This is a genomic window from Streptomyces canus, from assembly GCF_030816965.1.
In the GTDB taxonomy this organism is placed as follows: Bacteria; Actinomycetota; Actinomycetes; order Streptomycetales; family Streptomycetaceae; genus Streptomyces; species Streptomyces canus_E.
Window position 1 is genome coordinate 5,819,751 of the sequence record NZ_JAUSYQ010000002.1, and the last position, 26,033, is coordinate 5,845,783.

Annotated in this window: 23 protein-coding genes; 16 read left to right on the forward strand and 7 right to left on the reverse strand. The window is 71.1% G+C overall.

Features of this window, described 5'->3' with window-relative positions:
- Positions 1-10 precede the first annotated feature (10 nt).
- Entirely contained in the window at positions 11-1,822 is a 1,812-nt protein-coding gene (locus QF027_RS27780) for a phosphatidylglycerol lysyltransferase domain-containing protein (protein ID WP_306978061.1), read from the reverse strand.
- 174 nt (positions 1,823-1,996) lie between these two features.
- On the opposite strand from QF027_RS27780, the gene QF027_RS27785 reads away from it, so the two are divergent.
- A complete protein-coding gene (locus tag QF027_RS27785; protein WP_307077791.1) occupies positions 1,997-3,145 on the forward strand; it encodes an alpha/beta hydrolase in 1,149 nt (382 codons plus the stop codon).
- A 122-nt stretch (positions 3,146-3,267) separates the two neighbouring features.
- Positions 3,268-4,557: a hypothetical protein gene (locus tag QF027_RS27790; RefSeq protein ID WP_307077793.1), complete on the forward strand. Its 1,290-nt coding sequence runs from the start codon at positions 3,268-3,270 to the stop codon at positions 4,555-4,557.
- A 30-nt stretch (positions 4,558-4,587) separates the two neighbouring features.
- Here the strand turns inward: QF027_RS27790 and QF027_RS27795 are convergent, their stop codons facing one another.
- Both QF027_RS27795 and QF027_RS27800 read right to left on the reverse strand, forming a co-directional pair.
- The gene (locus tag QF027_RS27795; protein WP_307077796.1) at positions 4,588-5,922 is read right to left on the reverse strand and encodes a PH domain-containing protein; all 1,335 of its coding nucleotides are present in this window, start codon (positions 5,920-5,922) and stop codon (positions 4,588-4,590) included.
- On the reverse strand, positions 5,919-6,422 hold the full coding sequence (locus QF027_RS27800; protein WP_307077798.1) for a PH domain-containing protein: 504 nt from the start codon (positions 6,420-6,422) through the stop codon (positions 5,919-5,921). The genes QF027_RS27795 and QF027_RS27800 overlap by 4 nt, the downstream gene beginning before the upstream one ends.
- A gap of 31 nt (positions 6,423-6,453) precedes the next feature.
- Between QF027_RS27800 and QF027_RS27805 the strand changes: the two genes are divergently transcribed.
- Positions 6,454-7,605 carry an NADH-quinone oxidoreductase subunit D gene (locus tag QF027_RS27805; RefSeq protein ID WP_307077800.1) on the forward strand — a complete coding sequence of 384 codons (1,152 nt, stop codon included), beginning with the start codon at positions 6,454-6,456 and terminating at the stop codon, positions 7,603-7,605.
- Here QF027_RS27805 and QF027_RS27810 read toward each other — a convergent pair.
- Positions 7,570-8,634, reverse strand: coding sequence for an SAM-dependent methyltransferase (locus QF027_RS27810; RefSeq protein ID WP_307077801.1), 1,065 nt, complete (start codon positions 8,632-8,634; stop codon positions 7,570-7,572). The two genes, QF027_RS27805 and QF027_RS27810, sit on opposite strands and share 36 nt — an antisense overlap.
- 118 nt (positions 8,635-8,752) lie before the next feature.
- Here QF027_RS27810 and QF027_RS27815 point away from each other — a divergent pair, with 118 nt between their 5' ends.
- Together QF027_RS27815 and QF027_RS27820 are read left to right on the forward strand one after the other, a co-directional pair.
- On the forward strand, positions 8,753-9,955 hold the full coding sequence (locus QF027_RS27815; protein ID WP_306978045.1) for a sensor histidine kinase: 1,203 nt from the start codon (positions 8,753-8,755) through the stop codon (positions 9,953-9,955).
- An 81-nt stretch (positions 9,956-10,036) separates the two neighbouring features.
- Positions 10,037-10,708 carry a response regulator transcription factor gene (locus QF027_RS27820; RefSeq protein WP_057612434.1) on the forward strand — a complete coding sequence of 224 codons (672 nt, stop codon included), beginning with the start codon at positions 10,037-10,039 and terminating at the stop codon, positions 10,706-10,708.
- 18 nt (positions 10,709-10,726) lie between these two features.
- Here QF027_RS27820 and QF027_RS27825 read toward each other — a convergent pair whose 3' ends face one another.
- Positions 10,727-11,833 carry a DUF5937 family protein gene (locus tag QF027_RS27825; RefSeq protein ID WP_307077802.1) on the reverse strand — a complete coding sequence of 369 codons (1,107 nt, stop codon included), beginning with the start codon at positions 11,831-11,833 and terminating at the stop codon, positions 10,727-10,729.
- Positions 11,834-11,998: 165 nt separating this feature from the next.
- On the reverse strand, positions 11,999-13,237 hold the full coding sequence (locus QF027_RS27830) for a threonine aldolase family protein (RefSeq protein ID WP_306978040.1): 1,239 nt from the start codon (positions 13,235-13,237) through the stop codon (positions 11,999-12,001).
- A 173-nt stretch (positions 13,238-13,410) separates the two neighbouring features.
- Between QF027_RS27830 and QF027_RS27835 the strand changes: the two genes are divergently transcribed.
- The 10 genes from QF027_RS27835 to QF027_RS27880 all read left to right on the forward strand — a co-directional run bounded on the left by QF027_RS27835 (position 13,411) and on the right by QF027_RS27880 (position 21,555).
- Entirely contained in the window at positions 13,411-14,340 is a 930-nt protein-coding gene (locus QF027_RS27835) for a Rossmann-like and DUF2520 domain-containing protein (RefSeq protein ID WP_306978038.1), read from the forward strand.
- The gene (gene panC / locus QF027_RS27840; RefSeq protein WP_306978036.1) at positions 14,337-15,329 is read left to right on the forward strand and encodes a pantoate--beta-alanine ligase; all 993 of its coding nucleotides are present in this window, start codon (positions 14,337-14,339) and stop codon (positions 15,327-15,329) included. Before QF027_RS27835 ends, panC begins: the two co-directional genes overlap by 4 nt.
- A complete protein-coding gene (locus tag QF027_RS27845; protein WP_306978034.1) occupies positions 15,326-17,035 on the forward strand; it encodes an L-aspartate oxidase in 1,710 nt (569 codons plus the stop codon). Before panC ends, QF027_RS27845 begins: the two co-directional genes overlap by 4 nt.
- Before the next feature lie 5 nt (positions 17,036-17,040).
- Positions 17,041-18,027 (forward strand): carboxylating nicotinate-nucleotide diphosphorylase, encoded by a 987-nt coding sequence (nadC, locus tag QF027_RS27850; protein WP_307077804.1) that lies wholly within the window; start codon positions 17,041-17,043, stop codon positions 18,025-18,027.
- A 5-nt stretch (positions 18,028-18,032) separates the two neighbouring features.
- On the forward strand, positions 18,033-18,830 hold the full coding sequence (locus QF027_RS27855; RefSeq protein WP_307077806.1) for a type III pantothenate kinase: 798 nt from the start codon (positions 18,033-18,035) through the stop codon (positions 18,828-18,830).
- Positions 18,831-18,975: 145 nt separating this feature from the next.
- On the forward strand, positions 18,976-19,656 hold the full coding sequence (locus QF027_RS27860) for a hypothetical protein (RefSeq protein WP_307082512.1): 681 nt from the start codon (positions 18,976-18,978) through the stop codon (positions 19,654-19,656).
- A gap of 56 nt (positions 19,657-19,712) precedes the next feature.
- A complete protein-coding gene (locus QF027_RS27865; RefSeq protein WP_306978028.1) occupies positions 19,713-19,895 on the forward strand; it encodes a hypothetical protein in 183 nt (60 codons plus the stop codon).
- Between the two features lie 152 nt (positions 19,896-20,047).
- Positions 20,048-20,440: a BlaI/MecI/CopY family transcriptional regulator gene (locus QF027_RS27870; RefSeq protein WP_373430967.1), complete on the forward strand. Its 393-nt coding sequence runs from the start codon at positions 20,048-20,050 to the stop codon at positions 20,438-20,440.
- Positions 20,441-20,449: 9 nt separating this feature from the next.
- Positions 20,450-20,998 (forward strand): amino-acid N-acetyltransferase, encoded by a 549-nt coding sequence (locus QF027_RS27875; RefSeq protein WP_057612446.1) that lies wholly within the window; start codon positions 20,450-20,452, stop codon positions 20,996-20,998.
- 221 nt (positions 20,999-21,219) lie between these two features.
- Positions 21,220-21,555: a histone-like nucleoid-structuring protein Lsr2 gene (locus QF027_RS27880; protein ID WP_306978022.1), complete on the forward strand. Its 336-nt coding sequence runs from the start codon at positions 21,220-21,222 to the stop codon at positions 21,553-21,555.
- Positions 21,556-21,590: 35 nt separating this feature from the next.
- Here the strand turns inward: QF027_RS27880 and QF027_RS27885 are convergent, their stop codons facing one another.
- Positions 21,591-22,352, reverse strand: coding sequence for an SCO3374 family protein (locus tag QF027_RS27885; protein WP_307077808.1), 762 nt, complete (start codon positions 22,350-22,352; stop codon positions 21,591-21,593).
- A gap of 430 nt (positions 22,353-22,782) precedes the next feature.
- Here QF027_RS27885 and QF027_RS27890 point away from each other — a divergent pair, with 430 nt between their 5' ends.
- Entirely contained in the window at positions 22,783-25,308 is a 2,526-nt protein-coding gene (locus tag QF027_RS27890; protein ID WP_306978018.1) for an ATP-dependent Clp protease ATP-binding subunit, read from the forward strand.
- Positions 25,309-26,033: the final 725 nt, after the last annotated feature.

Genomic DNA, 26,033 nt, shown 5'->3' on the forward strand with positions numbered 1-26,033 from the left:
GGCCTGTGGCTCAGGCCGCTCTGACGTCCCGCTCCGCGACCGCGTGGGCACACACGCGTGCGGTGTGCGAGCGGCGGCGCAGGAAGCGCGGCAACGGGAGGGCGAGATTGACGAAGCCCTCCGCCTGCATGGCGGCGAAGCCGATGCGCGGGAGGTCGCCGGAGGCCCGGTAGACGACGAAACGGGGTTCCCAGCGGGGCTGGAACTTGGCGTTGAACTTGTACAGGGACTCGATCTGGAACCAGCGGGACAGGAAGACCAGCAGACCCCGCCAGGCGCGCAGCACCGGACCCGCGCCGATCTTCTCGCCGCGTGCCAGCGCCGCGCGGAACATGGCGAAGTTGAGTGACACGCGCGTGATGTCGAGTTTCGGGGCCGCCTGGAGGGCGGCCACGATCAGCAGTTCGTTCATGCCGGGGTCCGCCGAGCGGTCTCGCCGCATCAGGTCCAGGGAGACGCCGTCCGTGCCCCACGGAACGAAGTGCAGGATCGCCTTCAGATCGCCGTAGGGACCGGGCTGCCCGTCCGCCTTGTGGGCGGTGGCGATGAGGCAGTCGCCGTCGGCGAGGTCGCCGATGCGGCCCAGGGCCATCGAGAAGCCGCGCTCGGTGTCCGTGCCGCGCCAGTCGTCGGCGGCCTGCCGCACGCGCTCCAGCTCGGTCTCCCCGAGGTCACGGACGCGCCGCACCCGGGTCTCGTAACCGGCCCGCTCGATGCGCTTGACCATCTGGCGCACATTGCGCATCGCGCGGCCGGCGAGCGAGAAATCCGCGACGTCCACCACCGCCTCGTCGCCCAGTTCGAGGGCGTCCAGGCCGGTCTCGCGGGTCCACACCTCGCCGCCGGTCTCGGAACAGCCCATGACGGCGGGCGTCCAGGAGTGCGCCTGGGCCTCGTCCATGAAGCGCTCGATCGCGCCCGGCCAGGCCTCGACGTCACCGATCGGGTCGCCGCTGGCGAGCATCACGCCGGAGACGACGCGGTAGGTCACGGCCGCCTTGCCGCTGGGGGAGAAGACGACGGCCTTGTCGCGGCGCAGCGCGAAGTGACCGAGGGAGTCACGGCCGCCGTGCTTGGCCAGCAGGGCCCGCAGACGGCTCTCGTCCTCTTCCGTGAGGTGGGCGGCCGGGTGCTCGGGGCGGAAGGCGAGGTAGATCGTGGTGATCGCCGTGAGCAGACCCAGGGCGCCCAGGGAGGCGCCGACGGTCCACGAGGTGTCGCCCTGGTAGTCGACGGGGCCCTCGAAGCCGAAGAGGCCGTACAGGACGTGCGTGATGCGATCGGCCAGGCTCGGGTTCCCGACCATGCGGTTCGGGTGGACGCTGACGATGATCAGCCCGAGGACGAGGGAACCGGCGCCCATGAGGACGAAGTTGGCGAGCGCGCGCCAGCGGCTGCGCGGGTCGGGCAGCGCCCTGAACTGGTCGCGGTGGCGCAGCAGCGGCGCGAGCAGGGCGAGTGAGATGGCCGCCCCGACGAGTGAGTGGCGGTACGTGAACTGCGCCAGCGCACCCGCCGGCAGCAGTGCCACGGCCGCCCGCCAGGCCCGGCGCTTGCGGCGCCTGAGGCCGTGGGCGAGCAGCAGCAACAGCACGCCGGTGCTGAGCGAGAGCGCGGCCGCGAACGGGCCGAGCGCGCCGGGCAGTACCTCGGCCATGGTGTGCATACGACTGTGCCGGAAGCGCGGAAAGACGCCGGCGGCGATGTCCAGAAGACCTACGAGGGCGCAGGCTCTGGCGACGAGGACGGGGACGGCCTCGGGGCGCGGTCCGTGCAGTGCACGCCGCAGCCGTGTTGATCGGATCGGAACCCCGCCCGACATTTCCTCATCTGTCCTGACAGACATCGCATCCCATGGTTCTGCGAGTGACTCTGGATCCGGAGCCCCGATTCGGGCATCCGGCGACATTGCGCCCTCTAGGACGGTGTCTCGTGAGGAGAGGTTCACTCATCTCCTCAAAGCCGTTTCAAAGGCCGAGGAAAGCGAAAGCAAGCAATGGGTCTCTTGAGCAACAACACGCTGGTGCCGGCGGTCCTGTCCGCAGTGGCGCTGTTCGCCGGCACGGTGTGGCTCTGGCCACGGTTGGCGCGCCCGGGTTGGCGGCCCGTCAGCGGCCGTATCGGACTGCTGCTCACGACGCAGGTCCTGATCTTCGTAGCGGTAGGACTCGCCGCGAACCAGGCCTTCGGGTTCTACGCCTCCTGGGCCGACCTGTTCGGGCAGGAGACCGACCAGGGCGTGGTGGTCGACCACAACCCGGGCCAACGGTCGAGCGGGCCCCTGACGGTGACGGAGATAGGGGACGTGCCCGGCAAGGGCGGCTCTCGGCCGTCGTTGGCCGGTCAGGTCCAGACGGTCGACATCGTCGGCCCCAAGTCCCACATCGCCAGCCCCGCGTACGTCTATCTCCCGCCGGAGTATTTCCAGGAGCGCTATCGAACGCGTACCTTCCCCGCCGCCGTCGTACTCACCGGTTATCCGGGCACCGCGCGGGCGCTGGTGGACAAACTCCACTATCCGCGCACAGCTCTGGAACTCACCAAGAGCGGCCGTATGCAGCCGATGATCCTCGTGATGCTGCGGCCGACCGTGGCACCGCCGCGGGACACCGAGTGCGCGGACGTTCCGGGCGGTCCGCAGACCGAGACGTTCTTCGCGAAGGACCTTCCGAAAGCGATCAACGAGCACTACAGGGTGGGCAAGGAGCTGGGGAACTGGGGAATCATCGGGGACTCCACGGGCGGCTACTGCGCGCTGAAGCTCGCCATGCACCACCCCAAGGTGTACGTCGCCGGGGCGGGCCTGTCCCCGTACTACAACGCGCCCGTCGACCCCACCACGGGCGACCTCTTCCAGGGCGACAAGGCGCTGCGCAACCGCGCGAACCTGTGGTGGTGCCTCAAGCACCTGAGCGCGCCGGACACCTCACTGCTCGTCAGCAGCAGCAAGGTGGGCGAGAAGAACTACAAGGACACCCTGAAGTTCATAGAGCGGGTGAAGGCGACGGAAACGACTCGGATCTCGTCGATCATCCTCGAAAGCGGCGGGCACAACTTCACCACCTGGCGGCGGGAGATCCCGGCGACCTTGGAGTGGATGAGCGGGCTGCTGTCCGGTGATCAGCGATCGATGAGTGATCGGTGAGTGATCAATACGCCGAATTCGGCGGCCGCTCCGATTCCTGATGTCGTGTGAAGGCAACGAGGTGGCTGTGTTTTTACGGGGCGTGGCACCACGATTCGCCTACGCGCGGTAAGTTTCTGGCCATGCCACGTGGACGTCACCGCCATTCCCCGCCCTTGCACAGGCTGCTGCCTCCGTCGGCGATCGCTGGCGTCTCCCTCGTCTGTGCCTTCGGCCCCTGGGTGTTCTCGCAAGAGGCCGTGCTGCGCGTGATAGCCGCGTTCGCCGCGGCGGTCGCCGTCGTGGGGGCGGCCGTCATGCGCCGGTGGGACGCGCAGGCGGGCAAGCAGGTCGCGGACCTCACGCGCGCGCGTGCCGGCGACGAGTGGCGGCACGAGGAGCGGGTCGCCGAACTCGAGACCGATCTCGAGGAGTCGCGCGAGCTGCGCGTCAAGCTGGAGCAGCGGCTGCGGGCGAAGCGGACGGAGCTGGCGGGGCTGCGCAACGAACACGCGGCACTGCTGCGGCGGTACGCCACGGCGGAGACCGAGCGGGCGAGCGCCCTGGAGGGGCGCCGGCTGCTGGAGATAGAGGCCGCCCCGGCGCGTGCGCTGCCGGCGGCGCAGGCCGACGCGGAGGCCGTGGCGGTGGTTGCCGAGGACGAGTCCGAGGCCGCGGTCGAGGTGGAGACCGAGGTGGAGACCGAGGTGGAGACCGACGTCTCCGAGGCTTCGGAGGCCTCGGAGGTGACTCCGGAGCGGCCCGCGATCTTCTCTCCGGAGGGGTCCCGGCTGTTCCTGCGGGCGAGCGCGGCGCTGAAGCGGCTCGACGCGGACGGCGACGGGGCCACCAAGACGAAGGCCGAGCAAGAGGACGAGCCGGAGGACGAGCCGGAGCCCAAGGGTGCCGCGAAGAGCGGGCCCAAGCCCGATCCCAAGGTCAAGGCCGGCTCCAAAGGCCAGCCGGTGAACGCGGCTTCCGGCGCGGCGGACGCCGTCGGCACCCAGGCGGAGGCCGCGCAGGAGGACGAAGCGCAGGGGAAGCCCGAGGCGGTCGACGGGCATGAGCACGCGGCCGCCACCACCACGGGCAGAGCCGCCCAGCCGCAGCAGCGGCCCGCCGGGCACTTCATCGCGCCGACCGCGGTCGCGGTCGTGCCCGCGGCTCCCGTGCGGCGCCCGCGGATCGAGGGCGGGTTCGACTTCTTCGGTACGAAGGCGGGTACCTCGCGGGACGCCCTGGAGGCCGTGCAGAACGAGGACCTCGCCGACGTCGTCGGCCAGGAGGCCCTCGCCCTGCACAAGGCCGAGTCGGAGGCGGAGTTCAAGCCGGCCGACGAGGGCTCGCGGGGCGTCGGCCAGGTCATCGACCTGACCGCCCACGACGAGACGGAACAGATCGACCTGAAGGGACTGCGCAGCGCGGTCTCCTGATGGACGCACAGCTGCTCACCAGGGGCACGGTCAGACCATCCAGCGGTCGGGCCGTGCCCCTTTCCGTCCCGTCCGCGACCTCTCCGCCTGCGACTTGAGCAGCTCCGCGGCCTCCTGGGCGTCCCTCAGGCGGGCCGTGACGGTCTTGTTCGCCCCTGTGTCCACATGGACATCGGCGACCCGCCACAGCCGCTCCCAGGGCCCTTGCGTGAGCCGCACGCTCTGGACCTTGGCGTGCGGGACGAGCGCCAGGCTCCGCCGCAGCAGCCCCTGGCGTGCCGCGAACACCGAGTCGGTGACGGCGAGTCCGTAGCCGCGCCACCACACGGGCACGCACCGGCCGGCCCGCCGCGGGGGCCGCGACAGCGGCGGCACGGTCACGCCGGGCAGCACGCGCGCGACGACCGCCTCGGCGACCTCGCGGGGAGCGACCGGCACCAGCACGGAGTTGGACGAACCGGCCACGTCCAGTTCGACCCGGACCCAGCCGCGCCGCCGCCACAGCAGCGGCTCCACGATCCGTACGGTCTGCACCCGCCCCGGCGGCACCGTCTCGTGGGTGCGGTCCAGGAGACCGTGGTCGATGCGCAGCCCGTCCGGGGACTCGCCGACCGTCCAGTCGTACTCCGTGACGAAGCGTCCCACGCTGCTCGCGCCCGCGGCGCCGAGCAGCGGCAGGGCGGTCGCGAGGACCGTCCAGACGCTGTGGGTGGCCATCCACAGCAGCGGTGGTACGACGAGGGCGGCGACCAGGCTGCCCCAGGTGGCGCCCGTCAGCACGAGGGAGAGCGCGAGATCGCGAGGGGGCGTGTGCAGCAGCTCGCGCGCCGGAGCCTCACCCACCTCGTGCGCGGTCTCGGGAGCGAACCCGGCGGCGCGCGCGAGGAGTTCCGCGCGCAGGGCCCGCGCCTCGCGCTCCCCGAGGAAGGCCAGTTCGTCCTTCTTGTCGGTGCCCACGACATCGAGCCTGAGCTTCGCGACGCCCGCCACGCGCGCGAGGAGCGGCTGGGTGACGTCGATCGCCTGGATCCGCTCGAGCCGGATGTGCGCGGTGCGCCGGAACAACAGCCCGGTCCGGATGCGCAGTTCCGTGTCGGTCACCGCGAAGTGGGTGAACCACCAGGTGAGAAAGCCGTACAGGGCGGCGGCCGGGACGACGACGGCGAGCGCGATCAGCAGCGTGGTGGTCGTCAGCCGGGTCAGCTGGCGCTGCGTCTGGTCGGGGTCGTGCACGGCCCATCCGATGACGACCGCGACCGGCGCCCACGCCCGCCTGAGGGGCGTTATGGGATGCAGCCGCCGCTCGGTGACGGGTTCCTTCTCCGGCTTCTCCTGTACGGCGTCGTCGACGCCCGGCGCGGTCACAGGCCCGCCGATCGGGCCTCGCCGAGTTCGGTGAGCCGGTCGCGCAGCCGCTCCGCCTCGGCCGGGTCGAGGCCGGGGATGGTCGCGTCGGTCGCCGCGGCCGCCGTGTGCAGCTGGACGCTGGCCAGCCCGAAGTGCCGTTCCACGGGCCCGGAGGTGACCTCGACCAGCTGCATGCGGCCGTACGGCACGACGGTCTCCTCGCGCCACATCACACCCCGGCTGATCAGCAGGTCGTCGGCGCGCTCGGCGTAGCGCCAGGAGCGCCAGTTGCGGCCGAGCATCACCCAGCCCCAGCCGATGAGGGCGAGCGGCAGCAGCGCGAAGGCCGCCCACGCGGGCCCGCACAGCAGCCCGAGCAGCAGCCCCAGGACCACGGCGAGCAGTCCCAGCCACACCACCAGCAACAGCAGTCGCATCCGCAGCAGCCCCGGCGGCAGCCCGGTCCACACCGGTTCGTCGTCGGCGACCTCAGTGTTCTGCCCGCTCCCCGTCTCCATGGGGCCAGCGTACGTAGGAGAGACTGTGTCCATGACTCCTACGACGGAGACCACGGTCGGCATCGGCGGCGCCACGGAGAGCACCGACATGGTGCTCAACATCGGACCGCAGCACCCGTCCACCCATGGTGTGCTGCGCCTGAGGCTCGTCCTGGACGGCGAGCGCATCATGAGCGCGGAGCCGGTGATCGGCTACATGCACCGCGGTGCGGAGAAGCTCTTCGAGGCGCGCGACTACCGCCAGATCATCATGCTCGCCAACCGCCACGACTGGCTGTCGGCCTTCTCCAACGAGCTGGGCGTGGTCCTCGCCGTGGAGCGGATGCTCGGCATGGAGGTCCCCACGCGCGCGGTGTGGACGCGCACGCTGCTCGCCGAGCTCAACCGGGTGCTGAACCACCTGATGTTCCTGGGCTCGTATCCGCTGGAACTCGGCGGCATCACCCCTGTCTTCTACGCGTTCCGGGAGCGGGAGGTTCTCCAGAACGTCATGGAGGAGGTCTCCGGCGGCCGGATGCACTACATGTTCAACCGCGTCGGCGGCCTCAAGGAGGACCTGCCGGCCGGCTGGTCCACGCGCGCGCGTGCCGCCGTCTCCGCCGTGCGCTCGCGCATGGACCGCTTCGACGACCTGGTGCTCGGCAACGAGATCTTCCGGGGTCGCACCCGGGACGTGGGCGTCCTCGCGCCCCAGGCCGTCCACGCGTACGGCGTCAGCGGGCCCATCGCGCGTGCGTCGGGCGTCGACTTCGACCTGCGCCGCGACGAGCCGTACCTCGGCTACGGAGAGCTCCAGGACACGCTGAAGGTGGTCACGCGCGAGGAGGGCGACTGCCTCGCCCGCTTCGAGGTCCTCCTGGAGCAGACCCACAACGCCCTCGACCTCGCCGACGCCTGCCTGGACCGGCTCGCCGAGCTGCCGCCCGGACCGATCAACCAGCGGCTCCCCAAGGTCCTCAAGGCGCCCGAGGGGCACACGTACGCCTGGACCGAGAACCCGCTCGGCATCAACGGCTACTACCTCGTCAGCAAGGGCGAGAAGACCCCGTACCGGCTGAAGCTGCGCTCGGCCTCGTACAACAACATCCAGGCCCTGGTCGAACTGCTGCCGGGCACGCTGGTCGCGGACATGGTGGCGATCCTGGGATCACTGTTCTTCGTGGTCGGGGACATCGACAAGTAGGTCGGCGAGCGGCCCGTCGAGGGGTGCGTCCGGAACTCCGGCGGACAGGCCCACGGGCTGGAGCAGCCAGCCGAAGTCACCGAGGCCACCCGCCGCGGTGAGCTCGGCGGCCTCTCCGGCACGCGCGAGGGCGCGTACGTATTCCGCGGGCCGCGTGGACGCGAGCGTGAGCGAGGGGCGTGCGCCCTCGATGCCCAGGGCGCGCAACGCGTCGCGTTGGGTCAGCACGCGCCCTCCGGGGAGCGCGCACGCGTCCAGCGCCACATGGGCCGTGAGGTCGCATGACCCGTCCGGTACGGGTGCCGTCTCGCGCCCTGCACGGAAACCGGTGAGTGTCCCGAACAGGGGGCGTGAGGATGCCGTGTGCGTGTAGTCGACGGCGACCGCGAGCCCCCGCTCCACCGCGGCGACCGCCGACGCCCACGCCTCGTCCCGGGGCAGGCCGATCTCGGCCCGCAGCCCCTCCTCGGGCGGCAGTGGCCACCACCGGTCCAGCCACTCGGCCTCCGCACCGGCGACCGGCTCCCCGAGACGCTCGCGACCGTCCCGCCGTACGAGCACATGTCGTGGGACGCCCGTGGAGTCCGTCTCGGCGATCTCCACGGGTACGTTGTCCAGCCATTCGTTGGCGAACAGCAGCCCGGTGATGTTCTTCGGGGGCCCGGTCAGCCACTCGACCCGGTGATCGAGGGCCTCGGGGCGGTCGGCGAGCTCGACCGCGTACGCGCGCGTGCGGGCGGCCACGTCGGCGGGCAGGGCGGCGAGGACGCCGGTGGCCAGCTCGCCCCGCCCCGCGGCCATGTCGACGAAGTCGAGCCGTGCGGGCCGCCCGAGCGCCTCGTCGACGCGGCACAGGAGCAGGGCCACGGCCTCGGCGAACAACGGCGAGGCGTGCACGGACGTACGGAAGTGCCCGGCCGGGCCCTCCGACCTGCGGTAGAAGCCGTCAGGGCCGTAGAGGGCGGCCTCGGTGGCGGCCCGCCAGCCGCTCCAGTCGCCCGTCGGCCAGGCCGTCGTGTCATCGGTCACGCCGTCAGGCTAGGCGCACGGGGGAAGGGGGCCTCCACCTTGGGGAGTACGCGCGGGCGGTACGGATCGGTCCTCCGGTTGACCCCTGCACACATCACGCTTCCCTACGCTGGGTTACGTGCAACGCCTCTATGACTTCCTCCGCAGGCACCCGACAGGGGTCGACGTCTTCTGGGCCGTCCTCCTGTTCGGGATATCGCTCGCGAGCGAAACCGCCCGTGGGGAGTCCCGAGGGGCTGAGCCCCCGTTGGCGATCGTTCCGATCGTCCTGCTGTTGTGCCTGGCGATAGCGCTGCGCAGGCGCATGCCGGAGCGCATGCTGCTGTTGGCCATCGGGCTCGGCGTGGTGCAGCTCGCGCTGGACGTGGAGACCACGAGCGCCGACTTCGCCTTCCTGGTGATCGTCTACACGGTGGCCGCCACGGGCGCCCGATGGGCCTCCCGGCTGGCGTTGACGGTCGGCCTGTGCGCGGCTCCCTTGGCACAGATGCGCTGGTGGAACGAGAACACCAGCGGCCTCGGCAACGTCGCCCTCATGATCTTCCAGACCGTCCCGTTCGCCCTGGCCTGGGTGCTCGGCGACTCGATCCGCACCCGGCGCGCCTACTTCGCGCAGCTGGAGGAGCGCAACGCCCGCCTGGAGAAGGAGCGTGAGGCGCAGGCGAAGGTCGCCGTCGCAGCCGAGCGCGCCCGCATCGCCCGCGAGCTGCACGACGTCGTCGCCCACAACGTGTCCGTCATGGTCGTCCAGGCCGACGGCGCCGCCTATGTCCTCGACGCCGCGCCCGACCAGGCCAAGAAGGCACTGGAGACCATCTCCTCCACCGGCCGCCAGGCCCTCGCCGAGATGCGCCGCCTGCTGGGCGTGCTGCGCACCGGCGAGCACCAGGAGGGCGGCGAGTACGTTCCGCAGCCCGACGTCGAACAGATCGAGGACCTCGTCGAGCAGTGCCGCGGTTCCGGCCTCCCCGTCGACTTCAAGATCGAGGGCACCCCGCGCCCGCTGCCCAGCGGCGTCGAGCTCACGGCGTACCGCATCGTGCAGGAGGCGCTCACCAACACGCGCAAGCACGGCGGCCCGAACGCGGGCGCGAGCGTGCGCCTGGTCTACTTCGACGACGGCCTCGGCCTGCTCGTCGAGGACGACGGCAAGGGCGCTCCGCATGAGCTGTACGAGGAGGGCGGCGCCGACGGCGCGGGCCACGGACTGATCGGCATGCGCGAGCGCGTCGGCATGGTCGGCGGCACCCTGGACGCGGGTCCCCGCCCCGGCGGAGGATTCCGCATCAGTGCGCTGCTGCCGCTCAAACCAGCGCATTGACGCCGACGCACGCCCCCTGTTGACACCTGTCACGCCCCCTGGCGACCTGCCGTACGACCCCGAGGAAACGGAAGAGGCCCGATGACGATCCGCGTGATGCTCGTCGATGACCAGGTGCTGCTGCGCACCGGGTTCCGGATGGTGCTCGCAGCCCAGCCGGACATGGAGGTCGTCGCGGAGGCGGGGGACGGCGTGGAGGCACTCCAGGTGCTGCGCTCGACCGCCGTGGACGTCGTCCTGATGGACGTCCGCATGCCGAAGCTCGACGGTGTGGAGGCCACCCGCCGCATCTGCTCGGAGCCCGAACCGCCGAAGGTGCTGATCCTGACCACCTTCGACCTGGACGAGTACGCCTTCTCCGGGCTGAAGGCGGGGGCCTCCGGCTTCATGCTCAAGGACGTGCCGCCCGGCGAACTGCTCACCGCGATCCGCTCCGTGCACAGCGGCGACGCCGTGGTCGCCCCCTCGACGACCCGGCGCCTGCTCGACCGGTTCGCGCCCATGCTGCCCGCCACCGGCAAGGAGCCCCAGCACAAGGAGCTGGAGCGGCTCACCGGCCGCGAGCGCGAGGTCATGGTGCTGGTCGCACAGGGGCTCTCCAACGGCGAGATCGCGGCCCGGCTGGTGCTGTCCGAGGCGACGGTGAAGACCCATGTCGGCCGCATCCTGACCAAGCTGGGCCTCAGGGACCGGGTGCAGGTGGTGGTCCTCGCCTACGAGACGGGATTGGTACGCGCGGGCGGGCACGGCTGAGGCACGGCCCCGGTCGGGCTACCTCAATATTCCTTCGAGGAAGTCGCTGCCGAGCCGCGCCACCACGGTGACGTCCAGCTGGTGCAGGACGTACCGGCCGCGGCGGCGGGTGTTGATCAGGGCCGCCTTCTTCAGGACGCTCAGGTGCCGGGATATCTCCGGGGCCGTCATGCCGTGCACCTGGGCGAGTTCGCTCGTGGTGCAGGCGCTGCGGGCCAGATGGCGGCACAGTCGCATCCGGACGGGGTGGGAGAGTGCGGTCAGCCGCAGGGTCAGCTGCTCGACCGAAGGCGGGGAGGCGAGCTCGGGGGAGCCGACGGGGTAGTGCAGGGCGGGTTGCCAGCCGTACCGGTGCAGGACGCTCAGGTGCGGCCGACCCAGGCTCGTGGGGATCAGCAGCAGACCGCCCTCCGCCGTGGCGCTGTGTCCGATGCCCAGCTTGTCGACCGTGATGCGGCCCTCCGCCTCGTCGAGCGTGACCGCCGGCGACACCGCGGTGAGGGCCTCCGCGAGGCCCTTGCGGCGCAGCAGGTCCGTCTTGTGGCGGGCGTCCGCCGCGAGTTGGGGGCGCAGGCGCGCCCAGGTGTCCGCGAAGAACGCCTCGTCGCAGTCCTCCACGAACTGCCGGAACCAGGCCCGGATCCGCGGCGGGCCGGCCAGCAGCCGCTCGGCGAACCCCACCTGCTGCGGTCCGCGGGCCGCGGCCAGCTCCAGGGCACGCCGGTGCAACGCGCCGTCGGAGAGCACACTGGGGCCGTGCGAGGAATACGGCAGCGCGCAGGTGAACTCCAGCGCCGCGTCCACGAACTGTTCGTCCGTCAGCTTGTCGAGCAGGTCCAGATCCTCGGCGATGCAGGCCCCGGGGAGCGTGGTCCGGCCCGCGATGCCGGCGAAGGGCATGAACAGGTCCGAGAACGTCGTCCGCCACAGGAAGTCCGCCTCGCACATCCGGTCGGCCAGATGCGGGTCGAGCCGGGCGGTCACGCCGGTCACCCAGGCCTGCAGCCCCGGATGGTGGCCCGGCTCGGCCAGCGCGTGCAGCGCCATGCCGAGCTCGGCCAGGGGCGAGGGCACGACGGCGACCCTCTCCGGCCGCAGCCCCGCGATGTCGATGCGCACGCTCATGACCTCATGGTGCACCTCGCCACTGACAACGCCGTCCTCGATTGACGGCGGTCGTCAATCGACGCGACGCGGCTGTCGTTTGCGGCGCAGCCTGGGGTCTCGGCAGCCCCGTCCCGCCGGCTCCCGGCACCCAGGGCGCGCGGGTCGCGCGCGAACGCCGACCCGCTAGCCGCTGACCTGCCCCAGCCGGGCGACGAAGTCCGCGGCCGCCGTCTTCACGTCCGCCGCCGTCCACTCCAGGGCCGCACCACGGACGTTGACCTCGGTCATGGACAGGCCGGGGCCCTTCTCGTCCCAGGGATGGATGAACAGGGCCGTCCCCGTCTCCTCCGACTGCCGGATCGCCGCCTCGGAGAGCTCGTCGACGCCGTACGGCAGCCAGACCTGGAAATCGAAGGTGTGCGGCACCTCGGGGTGGACCCGCGCCCACGGCACCCCGGCCTCCGCGAACCCCTCGCGCAGCGCGGCGGCCACCACGCGCGCGTGGGTGACGTACTCGGGCAGCCCGGGCAGTTCCCGCTCCAGTCCGGCCAGGGCCGACAGGACGGTCGGGAACTGCTGGAAGACCGCGCCGCCGTACCGGTGCCGCCAGGTCTTCGCCTCGTCGATCAGGGTCTTCGGGCCGGCGAGTGCGGCCCCGCCGAAGGCCTGGAGGGACTTGTAGAACGACACGTACACGCTGTCCGCGAGATCCGCGATCTCAGCCAGGGGGCGGCCGAAGTGGACGGTGGTCTCCCACAGGCGCGCCCCGTCGAAGTGCACCACGGCGTCGCGCTCGCGAGCCGCCTCCACGACCTCGGTGAGCTCCTCCCAGGTGGGCAGCACGAAACCGGCGTCCCTGAGAGGCAGTTCCAGCATCAGCGCCCCGAAGGGCTCCTCGAAGCCGCGTATCTCGTCGGCCGTGGGCTGCCGCGGCTCGCTCGTCACATGGACCGGGCGCAGACCGGAGACCTCCCGGAAGGCATCGCGCTCGTACACCTCCGGATGGGCCAGGGCGTGCAGGGCGACGGTGGGATTGCCGGTGCGGCCCGCCCAGCAGCGCAGCGCCACCTGCTGGGCCATCGTGCCGGTCGGGAAGAAAGCGGCGGCCTCCTTGCCGAGGAGTCCTGCGACCTTCTCCTCCAGGGCCTCGACGATGCCGTTCCCGTAGAGGTCGGACGGCTCGTCCAGGTCGTAGAGCGTGTCCGCCCCGTCGAGCAGCGACAGGCGCTCGCGGAGGGGTGCGAGCAACCCCAGGCGTGCCAGCGTGCGCTTCGCGCTCCGGTACGCGCTGATGCGCCGTGCACGGCGGCGCAGAAGCCGTTCCGCCTCCGTGAGCTGCTCCGGTTGCACCCCGTCGGCGCCCTGCTCCGGTCGTGCCTCGTCCGCCGCCTGCCCCGCGCTCTGCTCCGCTGTGTCACTCATGCCCGGATCATCTCCTGCCCCCGGGCCGCGGGCCCACGGATTTCCGCGCTCCCCGGCGCACGCGAGAACCCACAGCCTGTGGACAACCGGACGCCCCTCGAACCGATCGCGTTAACATGACGAGAAATCGTCCGGTACCCAGATGCGGACTGGAACGGGAAGGCCGCCGTCGCGTGAGTACAGTCCAACAGCCAGACAACAAGGACCGCCCCGCGCGGCTCACCGTCGGCGTCGTCGGCGCCGGCCGGGTGGGACCGACGCTCGCCGCGTCCCTCCAACTCGCCGGGCACCGGCCGGTGGCCGTCTCCGGGGTCTCCGACGCCTCCAGGAGGCGGGCCGCGCTGATGCTCCCGGACGTGCCGGTCGTCACCCCCGAGGACGTCTTGCGGCGCGCCGACCTGGTGCTGCTGACCGTCCCCGACGACACGCTGCCCGGTCTCGTCGAGGGACTCGCCGAGACCGGTGCCGTGCGGCCGGGGCAGCTGCTCGTGCACACCTCCGGGCGGTACGGCGCGAAGGTCCTGGACCCCGCCCTGCGCGCGGGTGCGCTGCCACTGGCCCTGCACCCGGCGATGACCTTCACCGGCACCCCCGTGGACGTCCAGCGCCTGGCCGGCTGCTCCTTCGGCGTCACCGCCCCCGAGGAGCTGCGGCTGGCCGCGGAGGCCCTCGTCATCGAGATGGGCGGCGAGCCCGAGTGGATCGACGAGGAGAAGCGGCCGCTGTACCACGCGGCCCTCGCCCTCGGCGCCAACCACCTGGTCACGCTGGTCGCCCAAGCCATGGAGCTGCTGCGCTCGGCCGGTGTCGCGGCCCCCGACCGGATGCTCGGCCCGCTGCTCGGCGCCGCCCTCGACAACGCCCTGCGCTCCGGCGACGCGGCCCTCACCGGACCCGTCGCGCGCGGGGACGCCGGCACGGTCGCCGCGCACGTCACGGAGCTGCGCAGGCACGCCCCGCAGACCGTCGCGGGCTATCTCGCGATGGCCCGCGCGACCGCCGACCGGGCGCTCGCACACGGACTGCTGAAGCCGGAGCTCGCCGAGGACCTCCTCGGGGTACTCGCCACGGGTACCAACAGCGCCGAGGGAGACGCCCGATGACCACGACCCTGCTGCGCACCGCCGGTGAACTGCACGCACGCGCGCGCGTGGGCCGCCGCGCCGTCGTGATGACCATGGGCGCCCTGCACGAGGGGCACGCCACCCTCATCCGCACCGCGCGCGAGATCGCCGGACCCGACGGCGAGGTCGTCGTCACCGTTTTCGTGAACCCCCTCCAGTTCGGCGCGGGCGAGGACCTCGACCGCTACCCGCGCACCCTGGACGCCGACCTCAAGATCGCCGAGGATTCCGGCGCGGACGCCGTCTTCGCACCCTCCGTCGACGAGGTCTACCCCGGCGGCGAGCCCCAGGTGCGCATCAGCGCGGGCCCGATGGGAGAGCGCCTGGAGGGAGCCTCGCGTCCCGGCCACTTCGACGGCATGCTCACCGTCGTCGCCAAGCTGCTGCACCTCACCCGCCCCGACATCGCCCTCTACGGCCAGAAGGACGCCCAGCAGCTCGCCCTGATCCGCCGGATGGTGCGCGACCTGAACTTCGGCGTCGAGATCGTCGCCGTGCCCACGGTGCGCGAGGACGACGGCCTGGCCCTGTCCAGCCGCAACCGCTACCTCAAGCCGCAGGAGCGGCGCACGGCGCTCGCCCTGTCCCGCGCGCTGTTCGCAGGCCGCGACCGGCACGCGGCACAGGAGGCGCTGCGCGCGCGGGCCCGCGAAGTGCCCGCCACGCACGCGCGTGCCGAGGCACTGAGCGCCCTCGGCGAGTCCCGCGCGGCCGCCGACGCGCACGCCGTCGCCAAAGCCCTTCCCGGTACGCCCTCGACCGTCCGCGCGGCGGCCCGCCTGATCCTGGACGACGCCGCGCGCCAGGACCCGCCACTCGTCCTGGACTACCTCGCGCTCGTCGACCCGTCCGACTTCAGCGAGATCGAGGACGACTTCACCGGCGAGGCCATCCTCGCGGTCGCCGCCCGGGTGGGGACGACCCGGCTGATCGACAACATCCCCCTGACCTTCGGAGCCGCCTCGTGACCAGCACAGGCATACGACTGCACGCGCCCGCGCCCGGGTGGTCCATCGCCGCGGACGTCATAGTCGTCGGCTCCGGCGTCGCGGGCCTGACCGCGGCCCTGCGCTGCGAGGCCGAGGGCCTCAGGACCGTCGTCGTCACCAAGGCCCGCCTCGACGACGGCTCCACCCGCTGGGCGCAGGGCGGCATCGCCGCGGCCCTCGGCGAGGGCGACACCCCCGAACAGCACCTGGACGACACGCTGGTGGCGGGCGCGGGCCTGTGCGACGAGGAGGCCGTACGGATCCTCGTCACCGAGGGACCCGACGCCGTACGCCGCCTGATCGCGACCGGCGCGCACTTCGACGAGTCCGAGGCGGGCGACCTGGAGCTCACCCGCGAGGGCGGCCACCACCGGCGCCGGATCGCGCACGCGGGCGGCGACGCGACCGGCGCGGAGATCTCCCGGGCGCTCGTGGAGGCCGTACGCGCGCGTGGCCTGCGCACGATCGAGAACGCGCTCGTGCTCGACCTGCTGACCGACGCCGACGGCCGGACGGCGGGCGTCACCCTCCACGTCATGGGCGAGGGCCAGCACGACGGCGTGGGTGCCGTGCACGCCCCCGCGGTCGTCCTCGCGACCGGCGGCATGGGCCAGGTGTTCTCCGCGACCACCAATCCGTCCGTGTCCACGGGCGACGGCGTGGCGCTCGCCCTGCGCGCGGGCGCTGAGGTCAGCGACCTGGAATTCGTGCAGTTCCACCCCACCGTGCTCTTCCTCGGCCCGGACGCCGAGGGCCAGCAGCCGCTCGTCTCCGAGGCCGTGCGCGGCGAGGGCGCCCACCTGGTCGACGCCGACGGCGTGCGCTTCATGGCCGGGCAGCACGAACTGGCCGAGCTGGCGCCCCGCGACATCGTCGCCAAGGCCATCACGCGCCGCATGCAGGAGCAGGACGCCGAGCACATGTTCCTCGACGCCCGGCACTTCGGCGCCGACATGTGGGAGCACCGCTTCCCGACGATCCTCGCCGCCTGCCGCGCCCACGGCATCGACCCGGTCGCCGAGCCCATCCCGATCGCGCCGGCCGCCCACTACGCCTCCGGCGGCGTGCGCACCGACTCCCGTGGCCGTACGACCGTCCCGGGCCTGTACGCGTGCGGCGAGGTCGCCTGCACCGGGGTGCACGGCGCGAACCGGCTCGCCTCCAACTCCCTGTTGGAGGGACTGGTCTACGCCGAGCGCATCGTGGCCGACATCGCGGCGAGCCGCGCCGGGCTCCACGCGCGCGTGCCCGCGCCCGTCGAGCGGCCCGAGAGGCCCGCGCATCCCCTGCTCGCCCCCGAGGCGCGGTTCGCGATCCAGCGGATCATGACGCAGGGCGCGGGAGTGCTGCGCTCGGGCGAGTCCCTGTCCAAGGCCGCCGGCCTCCTGCAGCAACTGCATTCCGACGCCCGCGACGCCCTCGCCGAGAACGGCAAGACGGCCGAGCCCGGCGTCGACACCTGGGAGGCCACCAACCTCCTGTGCGTGGCCCGTGTCCTGGTCGCCGCCGCCCTGCAGCGCGAGGAGACGCGCGGCTGCCACTGGCGCGAGGACGAGCCCGACCGGGACGACACGGCATGGCGCCGCCACATCGTCGTACGGCTCAATCCCGACCGGACCCTCGCCGTGCACACCACCGATACCGCAGACTTCCCCCCGACCCGGCAGCCCCTTCAGGAGCAGTGACAGCAGTGAGCACCGACGACCTTCCCCTCGCCTCGTCCGGCGGCTGCGGCGACGGCTGCGCCTGTGGCGCCGCCTCCGACGGTCTCCACGAGGAATATCTGGAGTGCGGACTCGACCCCGCGCTCGCGCAGCTCCTGGCCGACGCCGGTCTCGACCCCGTGGAGGTCGAGGACATCGCCAACGTCGCCATCCAGGAGGACCTCGACCACGGCGTGGACGTGACGACCGTCGCGACCATCCCCGAGGACGCGGTCGCCACCGCCGACTTCGTCGCGCGTGAGGCGGGCGTCGTGGCCGGCCTGCGGGTCGCCGAGGCGGTCGTCTCGGTGGTCTGCGAGGACGAGTTCGAGGTCGAGCGGCACGTGGAGGACGGTGACCGGGTGGAGGCCGGACAGAAGCTCCTGTCGGTCACCACACGCACGCGTGATCTCCTCACCGCCGAGCGCAGCGCACTCAACCTGCTGTGCCGGCTCTCGGGCATCGCGACCGCCACGCGCGCGTGGGCGGACGCACTGGAAGGCACCAAGGCACGCGTGCGTGACACCCGGAAGACGACTCCGGGGCTCAGGTCGCTGGAGAAGTTCGCCGTGCGGTGCGGCGGCGGGGTCAACCACCGGATGTCGCTGTCCGACGCGGCGCTGGTGAAGGACAACCACGTGGTCGCCGCCGGTGGCGTCGCGCCGGCCTTCAAGGCCGTACGGAAGGCTTTCCCGGACGTGCCGATCGAGGTCGAGGTCGACACCCTGCACCAGCTGCGGGAGGTCGTGGACGCGGGCGCCGATCTGATCCTGCTGGACAACTTCACGCCCGGGGAGTGCGAGGAGGCGGTCGCGGTCGTGCACGGGCGGGCCGCGCTGGAGGCCTCCGGGCGGCTGACGCTGGACAACGCGCGCGCGTACGCCGACACCGGGGTCGACTACCTCGCCGTCGGGGCGCTCACCCACTCCTCGCCGATCCTCGACATCGGCCTCGATCTGCGCGAGGCGGAGTAGTCGCGATGCTCCTCACGATCGACGTAGGCAACACGCACACCGTCCTCGGACTGTTCGACGGCGAGGACATCGTCGAGCACTGGCGGATCTCCACGGACGCGCGCCGGACGGCGGACGAGCTGGCGGTACTGCTGCAGGGGCTGATGGGCATGCATCCGCTCCTCGGCGACGAACTGGGCGACGGGATCGACGGGATCGCGATCTGCGCGACCGTGCCGTCCGTGCTGCACGAGCTGCGTGAGGTGACGCGGCGGTACTACGGCGACGTGCCGGCCGTGCTGGTCGAGCCCGGGGTGAAGACGGGGGTGCCGATCCTCACCGACAACCCCAAAGAGGTCGGGGCGGACCGGATCATCAACGCGGTGGCTGCCGTCGAGCTGTTCGGCGGACCGGCGATCGTCGTGGACTTCGGTACGGCGACGACGTTCGACGCGGTGTCCGCGCGCGGGGAGTACGTCGGTGGGGTCATCGCACCCGGGATCGAGATCTCCGTGGAGGCGCTCGGCGTGAAGGGGGCGCAGCTGCGGAAGATCGAGGTGGCCCGGCCTCGGAGTGTGATCGGCAAGAACACGGTCGAGGCGATGCAGTCCGGGATCGTGTACGGCTTCGCCGGGCAGGTCGACGGGGTCGTGAGCCGGATGGCCCGGGAGCTCGCGGACGATCCGGACGAGGTGACGGTGATCGCCACGGGTGGACTGGCGCCGATGGTGCTGGGGGAGTCGTCCGTGATCGACGAGCATGAGCCGTGGTTGACCTTGGTGGGGTTGCGGCTGGTGTACGAGCGGAACGTGTCGCGGATGTGACGTGCCGTCGGCCCGCCCCGCCCCGGTGTCCGGCCGCGCGTCCGGGTGGGTGGCCTGCTCACGCCACACCCGTCCCCTATGACGAATTTGTCTGATTAGCGCGTACTGTCGCCGCATGCCCACGCCATACGGATCTCGCGGCGGCATGGCGTTCGGCGTGGAGGAGCTGCGTGTGCTCCGCCGCGCTCTCGCCCTCGCCCTTCACCCCGCCCCCGCCTCGGCCGAGGACATCAAGGACTGCCACCGCCTCGCCGAGTCCCTCGACGAGGCGGTGCGTGAAGGCGCCCGGCTGCGCGCTTTCCTGGTGGCCGACCTCGCCCGGTACCGCGCCGCGCTGCCCGGCACCGCCGCCGGTTACGTCACCCTGCTGGAGGAGGCGCTGGGTGCCGGGTACCGGCCGGAGCCCGACGATCTCGCCGCGCTGAGGGCGCTGCGCGGCAACCCCGTCGCGGCAGCGCTGCTGAGCCGCTGCCAGATGCTGGCCGAACGGGACGTACGGGCCCGTCTGGCGGGCTCCACGGCCACCCGGCGCGCCTGGGCCGCCCCAGCGGTCCCCGCCTCCCGTACCCGCCTCCTGGCGCTGCCCGGGGGTCTTTCCGGAGGTGTTTCCGGGGGACCTTCCGAGGCCGCCCGGGGCGGTCCCACGGACCAGAACGCCAAGGAGCCGGCGAAGCGTCCGCCCCAGCCGCCGGCGAAACCCGCGGAGAAACCCGCCCCCGCCCCCCAGCCCTCCCGGCGGCCCATCCCCACCCCGGGCGAGGTCTTCCCCCGCCGCAAACCGACCCCGCCCCCGGCGAACCCGCCACAGCACCTGGCCGCGGGCTGACGCGACAGACCGCACCCCACCCGAGTTGTCCCCGTGCGCCTGGCTACTCTGGACGCATGGACTACGTCTCCGCGCTCCTACCCCCGGTCGTCATGGCCGTGTTCTTCATCGGCCTGATCCGGGTGATCGTGAAGACCCAGGGCGGTGCCAACAAGGCCAAGGAGGACGCGGCCGTCGACGCGGCGCTCGCGCGCGCGAAGGGGGCCAAGCAGCCCTCCGGGTCCGCGGGCGACGCCTGAGCGATCCGCGGCGCCCTCGTCGGCGTACGACTCTCCGAGCCACCGTGCTTTCCGAGTCGTACGCCCTTTTTGTTGCTGTTTGGTGTTGAAAGGGCCGTTCGGCACGCCGATAGCCGGATCTCACACTATTGTGCTGAGCTGTGCCTCGCCCATTGGGAGAACTCGAAGACGCGGTCATGACGCGGGTGTGGAAGTGGAACCGCCCGGTCACTGTTCGGGAAGTCCTGGAAGACCTTCGGCAGGAACGGTCCATCGCCTACACCACGGTGATGACCGTTTTGGACAATCTCCATCAGAAGGGCTGGGTGCGCCGTGAGGCGGAAGGCCGGGCCTATCGATATGAGGCGGTCTCCACACGGGCCGCCTACGCCGCCGCACTGATGAACGACGCCTGGTCCCAGAGTGACAACCCCGCCGCCGCTCTCGTCGCCTTCTTCGGCATGATGAGCGAGGAACAGCGACTGGCACTCCAGGACGCCGTACGGATGGTCCAGGGGCCGACCGCGGAGAACCCCGACTCGGCATCGCGGGGCGGCGGGCGATAGCGTCCGCTCATGTCCGCGAAGAGTCCCTCCGCCGAGAACCCCGAAGTCACCGCAAAAGCCATCACCGTCCGGCGGGCCCGCACCAGCGATGTCGCCGGCATCCGTCGGCTCCTCGACTCCTACGTCCACGACCGCATCCTGCTCGACAAAGCGACCGTGACGCTTTACGAGGACATCCAGGAGTTCTGGGTCGCCGAGCGCGACGACAACGCCGAGCTGGTCGGCTTCGGCGCCCTGCATGTGATGTGGGAAGACCTCGCGGAAGTGCGCACTCTCGCCGTGAAGCCCGGACTGAAGGGTGCCGGGGTCGGCCATCAGTTGCTGGAGAAGTTGTTGCAGACGGCCCGCTGGCTCGGTGTTCGTCGCGTTTTCTGCCTCACCTTCGAAGTGGACTTCTTCGGCAAGCACGGCTTCGTCGAGATCGGTGAGACGCCCGTTGACACCGATGTCTACGCGGAGCTACTGCGTTCCTATGACGAAGGCGTGGCGGAGTTCCTCGGTCTCGAACGAGTGAAACCGAACACCTTGGGCAACAGCCGGATGCTTCTGCATCTGTGATCGCCAGGATTCTGGCGCTCGGCCCTGCCCAGGTTCCCTATGTCCGAAACGCGCATGTTTCCGGACGAGGAGAGCCCTGTCGGTCTCTCCCGGGGGTTTGTGTTTTCCCAGCAAAAGCGGTTTGCTTTCCGACGTACTGCAGTACTGCATATAACAGGGGACGGCGAAACGGCGGACGCCGCAGACCCCCGGCCCTCAAGTATTGGATGAAAGGAAATCCGGTGGCACAGAAGGTTCAGGTCCTTCTTGTCGATGACATCGACGGCGGCGAGGCGGACGAGACCGTCACGTTCGCGTTGGACGGCAAGACGTACGAGATCGATCTCACGACTGCCAATGCGGACAAGCTTCGTGACCTTCTCGACCCTTACGTGAAGGGCGGTCGCCGTACCGGAGGCCGAGCCGCGGGTGGGCGCGGAAAGGCGCGGGCCGCTTCCGGTGGCAGTCAGGACACCGCTCAGATCCGTGCCTGGGCGAAGGAGAACGGTTACGAGGTCAATGACCGTGGCCGAGTTCCGGCGAGCATTCGCGAGGCTTATGAGAAGGCCAACGCCTGATCGAAAGGTCCGTGGCGGCCGGGGCCTGCGAAAGCTTACGGCCGAGCGCGCCGCAGCCGCAGCCGGTGGCAGTGCGCCGCCACCGTGTTCACGACGCGTACGAGATCGGGGGCGCCCCCATCGCCCCCCAGCGCCGACAACGTCGGCAGCGAGGCCTCGACCTCGCACCCAGGCTCGGGGGGCCGCAGCCACACGGCGGCCCCCTGCAGGGCGCCCGGTCGGCCCTGGACGAACGGTCGCCGGCTCCCGACGGCCCGGCTCGCCTCCGTAGGCGACCGCCGAGGCGTGAGGCCGCCCGGTTCCGGACGCGCCGCCAGGGCAGGGGATTCGTCTTCGACGGGCTCGGTAGACGGCCCCGACGGCACCTCCCCGATTCCGCTCACCGCGGGCTCCGGCGGAGGCGGTGCCTGCATCACGCCGCCCGTGCCGACCGCGCGTAGGTCGAGCGCCAGGGTGCCCCACTCCAGCCATTCCAGCAGGCCCGGCAGCTCCTCCGTGCTGCCCGCGGCCACCAGAAGCCCCATACGGTCGCCCCGCATCGCCACCGGAGAGGACCCGGCGAGATGGCGCAGGGCCGCGCGGCCGGCCTCGGCCGGAACGTCCAGGACGTCGAAGCGCAGCCCCAGACGCAGTCGTAGGGGAGATTCCGCGGTGCTCGCGGGCACCGTGGGCCAGCCCAGTTCGTTCTCGTACCAGCGGCGGACCGGATCGTCGCCGAAGGTGGCCAGGTCGAGCGGCCGGCGGGGGAGCGGGACCGTGGTGAGATCCGTGGCGAGAGAGGGGAGGCTGCCGGACATGCCAAGTGCAACCGCCGAAAGACCACAAGAGTTACGTTGGGTGTACCGGCAGGTGCGAAGAGTGGCCGAAGAGGGGGCGTGCGGGCGTGCGGGGTGGTGCAAGGTTGTTCGCCCATAGCGGAGGGACGGGGGGCGTGCGGCATGGAGTGTCGGTCCGCGCGGGTAAGACATCCCTAGTGGGAGGGGGCGACACGCAGGAAAGGCCGTCTCACGTTCGCCATCGGCGTACTGGCGACTGGGGTAACTGCCTGGCCTGCGGGAACATCGTCTCGCACCATCGGGTTGGAGCAGATGTCGGCGTTCGGGGTCAGGAGGCCAAGGACGGTGTCGGCAGTTGGAATGAGCGGTCCCCGCTTGCGGGACTAAGCTGCGGAAGGACAGGGAGGGGAAGTTCCCCCCACTGCCTGACCGCTCTGAGGAGCGATTAACGATGTTCGAGAGGTTCACCGACCGCGCGCGGCGGGTTGTCGTCCTGGCTCAGGAAGAAGCCCGGATGCTCAACCACAACTACATCGGCACCGAGCACATCCTCCTGGGCCTGATCCACGAGGGTGAGGGTGTCGCCGCCAAGGCCCTTGAGAGCCTCGGGATTTCGCTCGAGGCGGTCCGCCAGCAGGTGGAGGAGATCATCGGGCAGGGGCAGCAGGCCCCGTCCGGGCACATCCCCTTCACCCCCCGTGCCAAGAAGGTCCTGGAGCTGTCGCTCCGCGAGGCCCTTCAGCTGGGCCACAACTACATCGGCACGGAGCACATCCTGCTCGGCCTGATCCGTGAGGGCGAGGGCGTCGCTGCCCAGGTCCTGGTCAAGCTGGGCGCTGATCTCAACCGGGTGCGGCAGCAGGTCATCCAGCTGCTCTCCGGTTACCAGGGCAAGGAGACCGCCACCGCCGGCGGGCCTGCCGAGGGCACCCCCTCGACGTCCCTGGTCCTCGACCAGTTCGGCCGGAACCTCACCCAGGCCGCTCGTGAGTCCAAGCTCGACCCGGTCATCGGGCGCGAGAAGGAGATCGAGCGGGTCATGCAGGTGCTGTCCCGTCGTACCAAGAACAACCCGGTCCTGATCGGTGAGCCCGGCGTCGGCAAGACCGCCGTCGTCGAGGGACTCGCCCAGGCCATCGTCAAGGGCGAGGTGCCCGAGACGCTGAAGGACAAGCACCTCTACACGCTTGACCTCGGCGCGCTGGTCGCCGGCTCCCGCTACCGCGGTGACTTCGAGGAGCGCCTGAAGAAGGTCCTCAAGGAGATCCGCACCCGCGGCGACATCATCCTGTTCATCGACGAGCTCCACACGCTGGTCGGTGCGGGTGCCGCCGAGGGCGCCATCGACGCCGCTTCGATCCTGAAGCCGATGCTGGCCCGCGGTGAGCTGCAGACCATCGGTGCGACCACCCTGGACGAGTACCGCAAGCACCTGGAGAAGGACGCGGCCCTCGAGCGCCGCTTCCAGCCCATCCAGGTCGCGGAGCCGTCCCTGCCGCACACGATCGAGATCCTCAAGGGTCTGCGCGACCGGTACGAGGCCCACCACCGTGTCTCGATCACGGACGAGGCCCTCGTCCAGGCCGCGACGCTGGCCGACCGGTACATCTCGGACCGCTTCCTGCCGGACAAGGCGATCGACCTGATCGACGAGGCCGGTTCCCGGATGCGGATCCGCCGGATGACCGCGCCGCCGGACCTGCGCGAGTTCGACGAGAAGATCGCCGGTGTCCGCCGCGACAAGGAGTCCGCGATCGACTCGCAGGACTTCGAGAAGGCCGCCTCCCTCCGCGACAAGGAGAAGCAGCTCCTGGCCGCCAAGGCCAAGCGGGAGAAGGAGTGGAAGGCCGGCGACATGGACGTCGTCGCCGAGGTCGACGGCGAGCTGATCGCCGAGGTCCTCGCCACGGCCACCGGTATCCCGGTCTTCAAGCTGACCGAGGAGGAGTCCTCGCGCCTGCTGCGCATGGAGGACGAGCTCCACAAGCGGGTCATCGGCCAGACCGACGCCGTCAAGGCGCTGTCGAAGGCGATCCGTCGTACGCGTGCGGGCCTCAAGGACCCGAAGCGTCCCGGTGGTTCGTTCATCTTCGCCGGCCCGTCCGGTGTCGGTAAGACCGAGCTGTCCAAGGCCCTTGCGGAGTTCCTCTTCGGTGACGAGGACGCGCTGATCTCCCTCGACATGTCGGAGTTCAGCGAGAAGCACACGGTCTCGCGGCTCTTCGGTTCGCCCCCCGGCTACGTGGGTTACGAAGAGGGCGGCCAGCTGACGGAGAAGGTGCGGCGCAAGCCGTTCTCGGTGGTCCTCTTCGACGAGGTCGAGAAGGCCCACCCGGACATCTTCAACTCGCTGCTGCAGATCCTGGAGGACGGTCGCCTGACCGACTCCCAGGGCCGGGTCGTGGACTTCAAGAACACGGTCATCATCATGACGACCAACCTCGGTACCCGGGACATCTCCAAGGGCTTCAACCTGGGCTTCGCGGCCTCGGGTGACAAGAAGACCAACTACGAGCGCATGAAGAACAAGGTCTCGGACGAGCTCAAGCAGCACTTCCGGCCCGAGTTCCTCAACCGCGTCGACGACGTGGTCGTCTTCCCGCAGCTGACCCAGGCCGACATCCTCCAGATCGTCGACCTGATGATCGGCAAGGTGGACGAGCGCCTCAAGGACCGGGACATGGGCATCGAGCTCTCCCAGTCCGCGAAGGAGCTGCTGTCCACCAAGGGTTACGACCAGGTGTTGGGTGCGCGGCCGCTGCGTCGCACGATCCAGCGCGAGATCGAGGACACGCTGTCGGAGAAGATCCTCTTCGGCGAGCTGCGTCCCGGTCACATCGTGGTCGTCGACACGGAGGGCGAGGGCGAGACCCAGACCTTCACCTTCCGCGGTGAGGAGAAGGCGGCGCTGCCCGACGTCCCGCCGATCGAGCAGGCGGCCGGCGGTGCCGGGCCGAACCTGAGCAAGGAGGCGTAAGCCTCAGGGCGACGCCAGAAGGGGCCGGTGCTTTTCGAAGCACCGGCCCCTTCTCAGCGCTCGACCAGGGGGACCTCGATCGCGAGCGCTTCGCCAAGGGGTCGAGCGAGACGGATAACCCCCGCACACCCAGCAGGGTCACCGAGCGCAGCGCCGGCAACCGGCACGCCGGCGCGGAGAAGTCCTCGATGCCGTCCAGCCCCGAGATGTGCGCTCTCGCCTTCGGCAGACCCAGTTCCCGCAGACCAGGCCAGTGCTCCGGCCTGCGCGTGCGGTTGGGGCTCGGCCTGTCCAGGGGGAGCCGTTCCGGCGGGAGTCGTGGTGGCCTCCTCGCAGAAGGGGTCGGCGACAGGCAGTGGGGCGTGCCGGTCGGGGCCGTACGCCGGGGAGGGCGGTTCTGTTGGGGACTCGGCGGGCGCGCGGATCCTGGTGCGGGCCGGCGGCCAGTGCTCCGGCCTGCGCGTGCGGTTGGGGCTCGGCCTGTCCAGGGGGAGCCGTTCCGGCGGGGGTCGTGGCGGCCTCCTCGCAGAAGAGGTCGGCGACAGGCAGCGGGGCGTGCCGGTCGGGGCCGTACGCCGCGAAGGGCGCTTCTGCTGGGGACTCGGCGGGCGCGCGGATCCTGGTGCGGGCCGGCGGCCAGTGCTCCGGCCTGCGCGTGCGGTTGGGGCTCGGCCTGTCCAGGGGGAGCCGTTCCGGCGGGAGTCGTGGTGGCCTCCTCGCAGAAG

Coding starts and splice junctions, on each gene's coding strand:
- QF027_RS27885 (WP_307077808.1), bottom strand. CDS start 22,352: ATGTCCGGCAGCCTCCCCTCTCTCGCCACGGATCTCACCACGGTCCCG.
- QF027_RS27830 (WP_306978040.1), bottom strand. CDS start 13,237: ATGAGTGACACAGCGGAGCAGAGCGCGGGGCAGGCGGCGGACGAGGCA.
- panC (WP_306978036.1), top strand. CDS start 14,337: ATGACCACGACCCTGCTGCGCACCGCCGGTGAACTGCACGCACGCGCG.
- QF027_RS27860 (WP_307082512.1), top strand. CDS start 18,976: ATGGCGTTCGGCGTGGAGGAGCTGCGTGTGCTCCGCCGCGCTCTCGCC.
- QF027_RS27855 (WP_307077806.1), top strand. CDS start 18,033: ATGCTCCTCACGATCGACGTAGGCAACACGCACACCGTCCTCGGACTG.
- QF027_RS27790 (WP_307077793.1), top strand. CDS start 3,268: ATGCCACGTGGACGTCACCGCCATTCCCCGCCCTTGCACAGGCTGCTG.
- QF027_RS27820 (WP_057612434.1), top strand. CDS start 10,037: ATGACGATCCGCGTGATGCTCGTCGATGACCAGGTGCTGCTGCGCACC.
- QF027_RS27890 (WP_306978018.1), top strand. CDS start 22,783: ATGTTCGAGAGGTTCACCGACCGCGCGCGGCGGGTTGTCGTCCTGGCT.
- QF027_RS27805 (WP_307077800.1), top strand. CDS start 6,454: ATGACTCCTACGACGGAGACCACGGTCGGCATCGGCGGCGCCACGGAG.
- QF027_RS27865 (WP_306978028.1), top strand. CDS start 19,713: ATGGACTACGTCTCCGCGCTCCTACCCCCGGTCGTCATGGCCGTGTTC.
- QF027_RS27825 (WP_307077802.1), bottom strand. CDS start 11,833: ATGAGCGTGCGCATCGACATCGCGGGGCTGCGGCCGGAGAGGGTCGCC.
- QF027_RS27800 (WP_307077798.1), bottom strand. CDS start 6,422: ATGGAGACGGGGAGCGGGCAGAACACTGAGGTCGCCGACGACGAACCG.
- QF027_RS27780 (WP_306978061.1), bottom strand. CDS start 1,822: ATGTCGGGCGGGGTTCCGATCCGATCAACACGGCTGCGGCGTGCACTG.
- QF027_RS27785 (WP_307077791.1), top strand. CDS start 1,997: ATGGGTCTCTTGAGCAACAACACGCTGGTGCCGGCGGTCCTGTCCGCA.
- QF027_RS27875 (WP_057612446.1), top strand. CDS start 20,450: ATGTCCGCGAAGAGTCCCTCCGCCGAGAACCCCGAAGTCACCGCAAAA.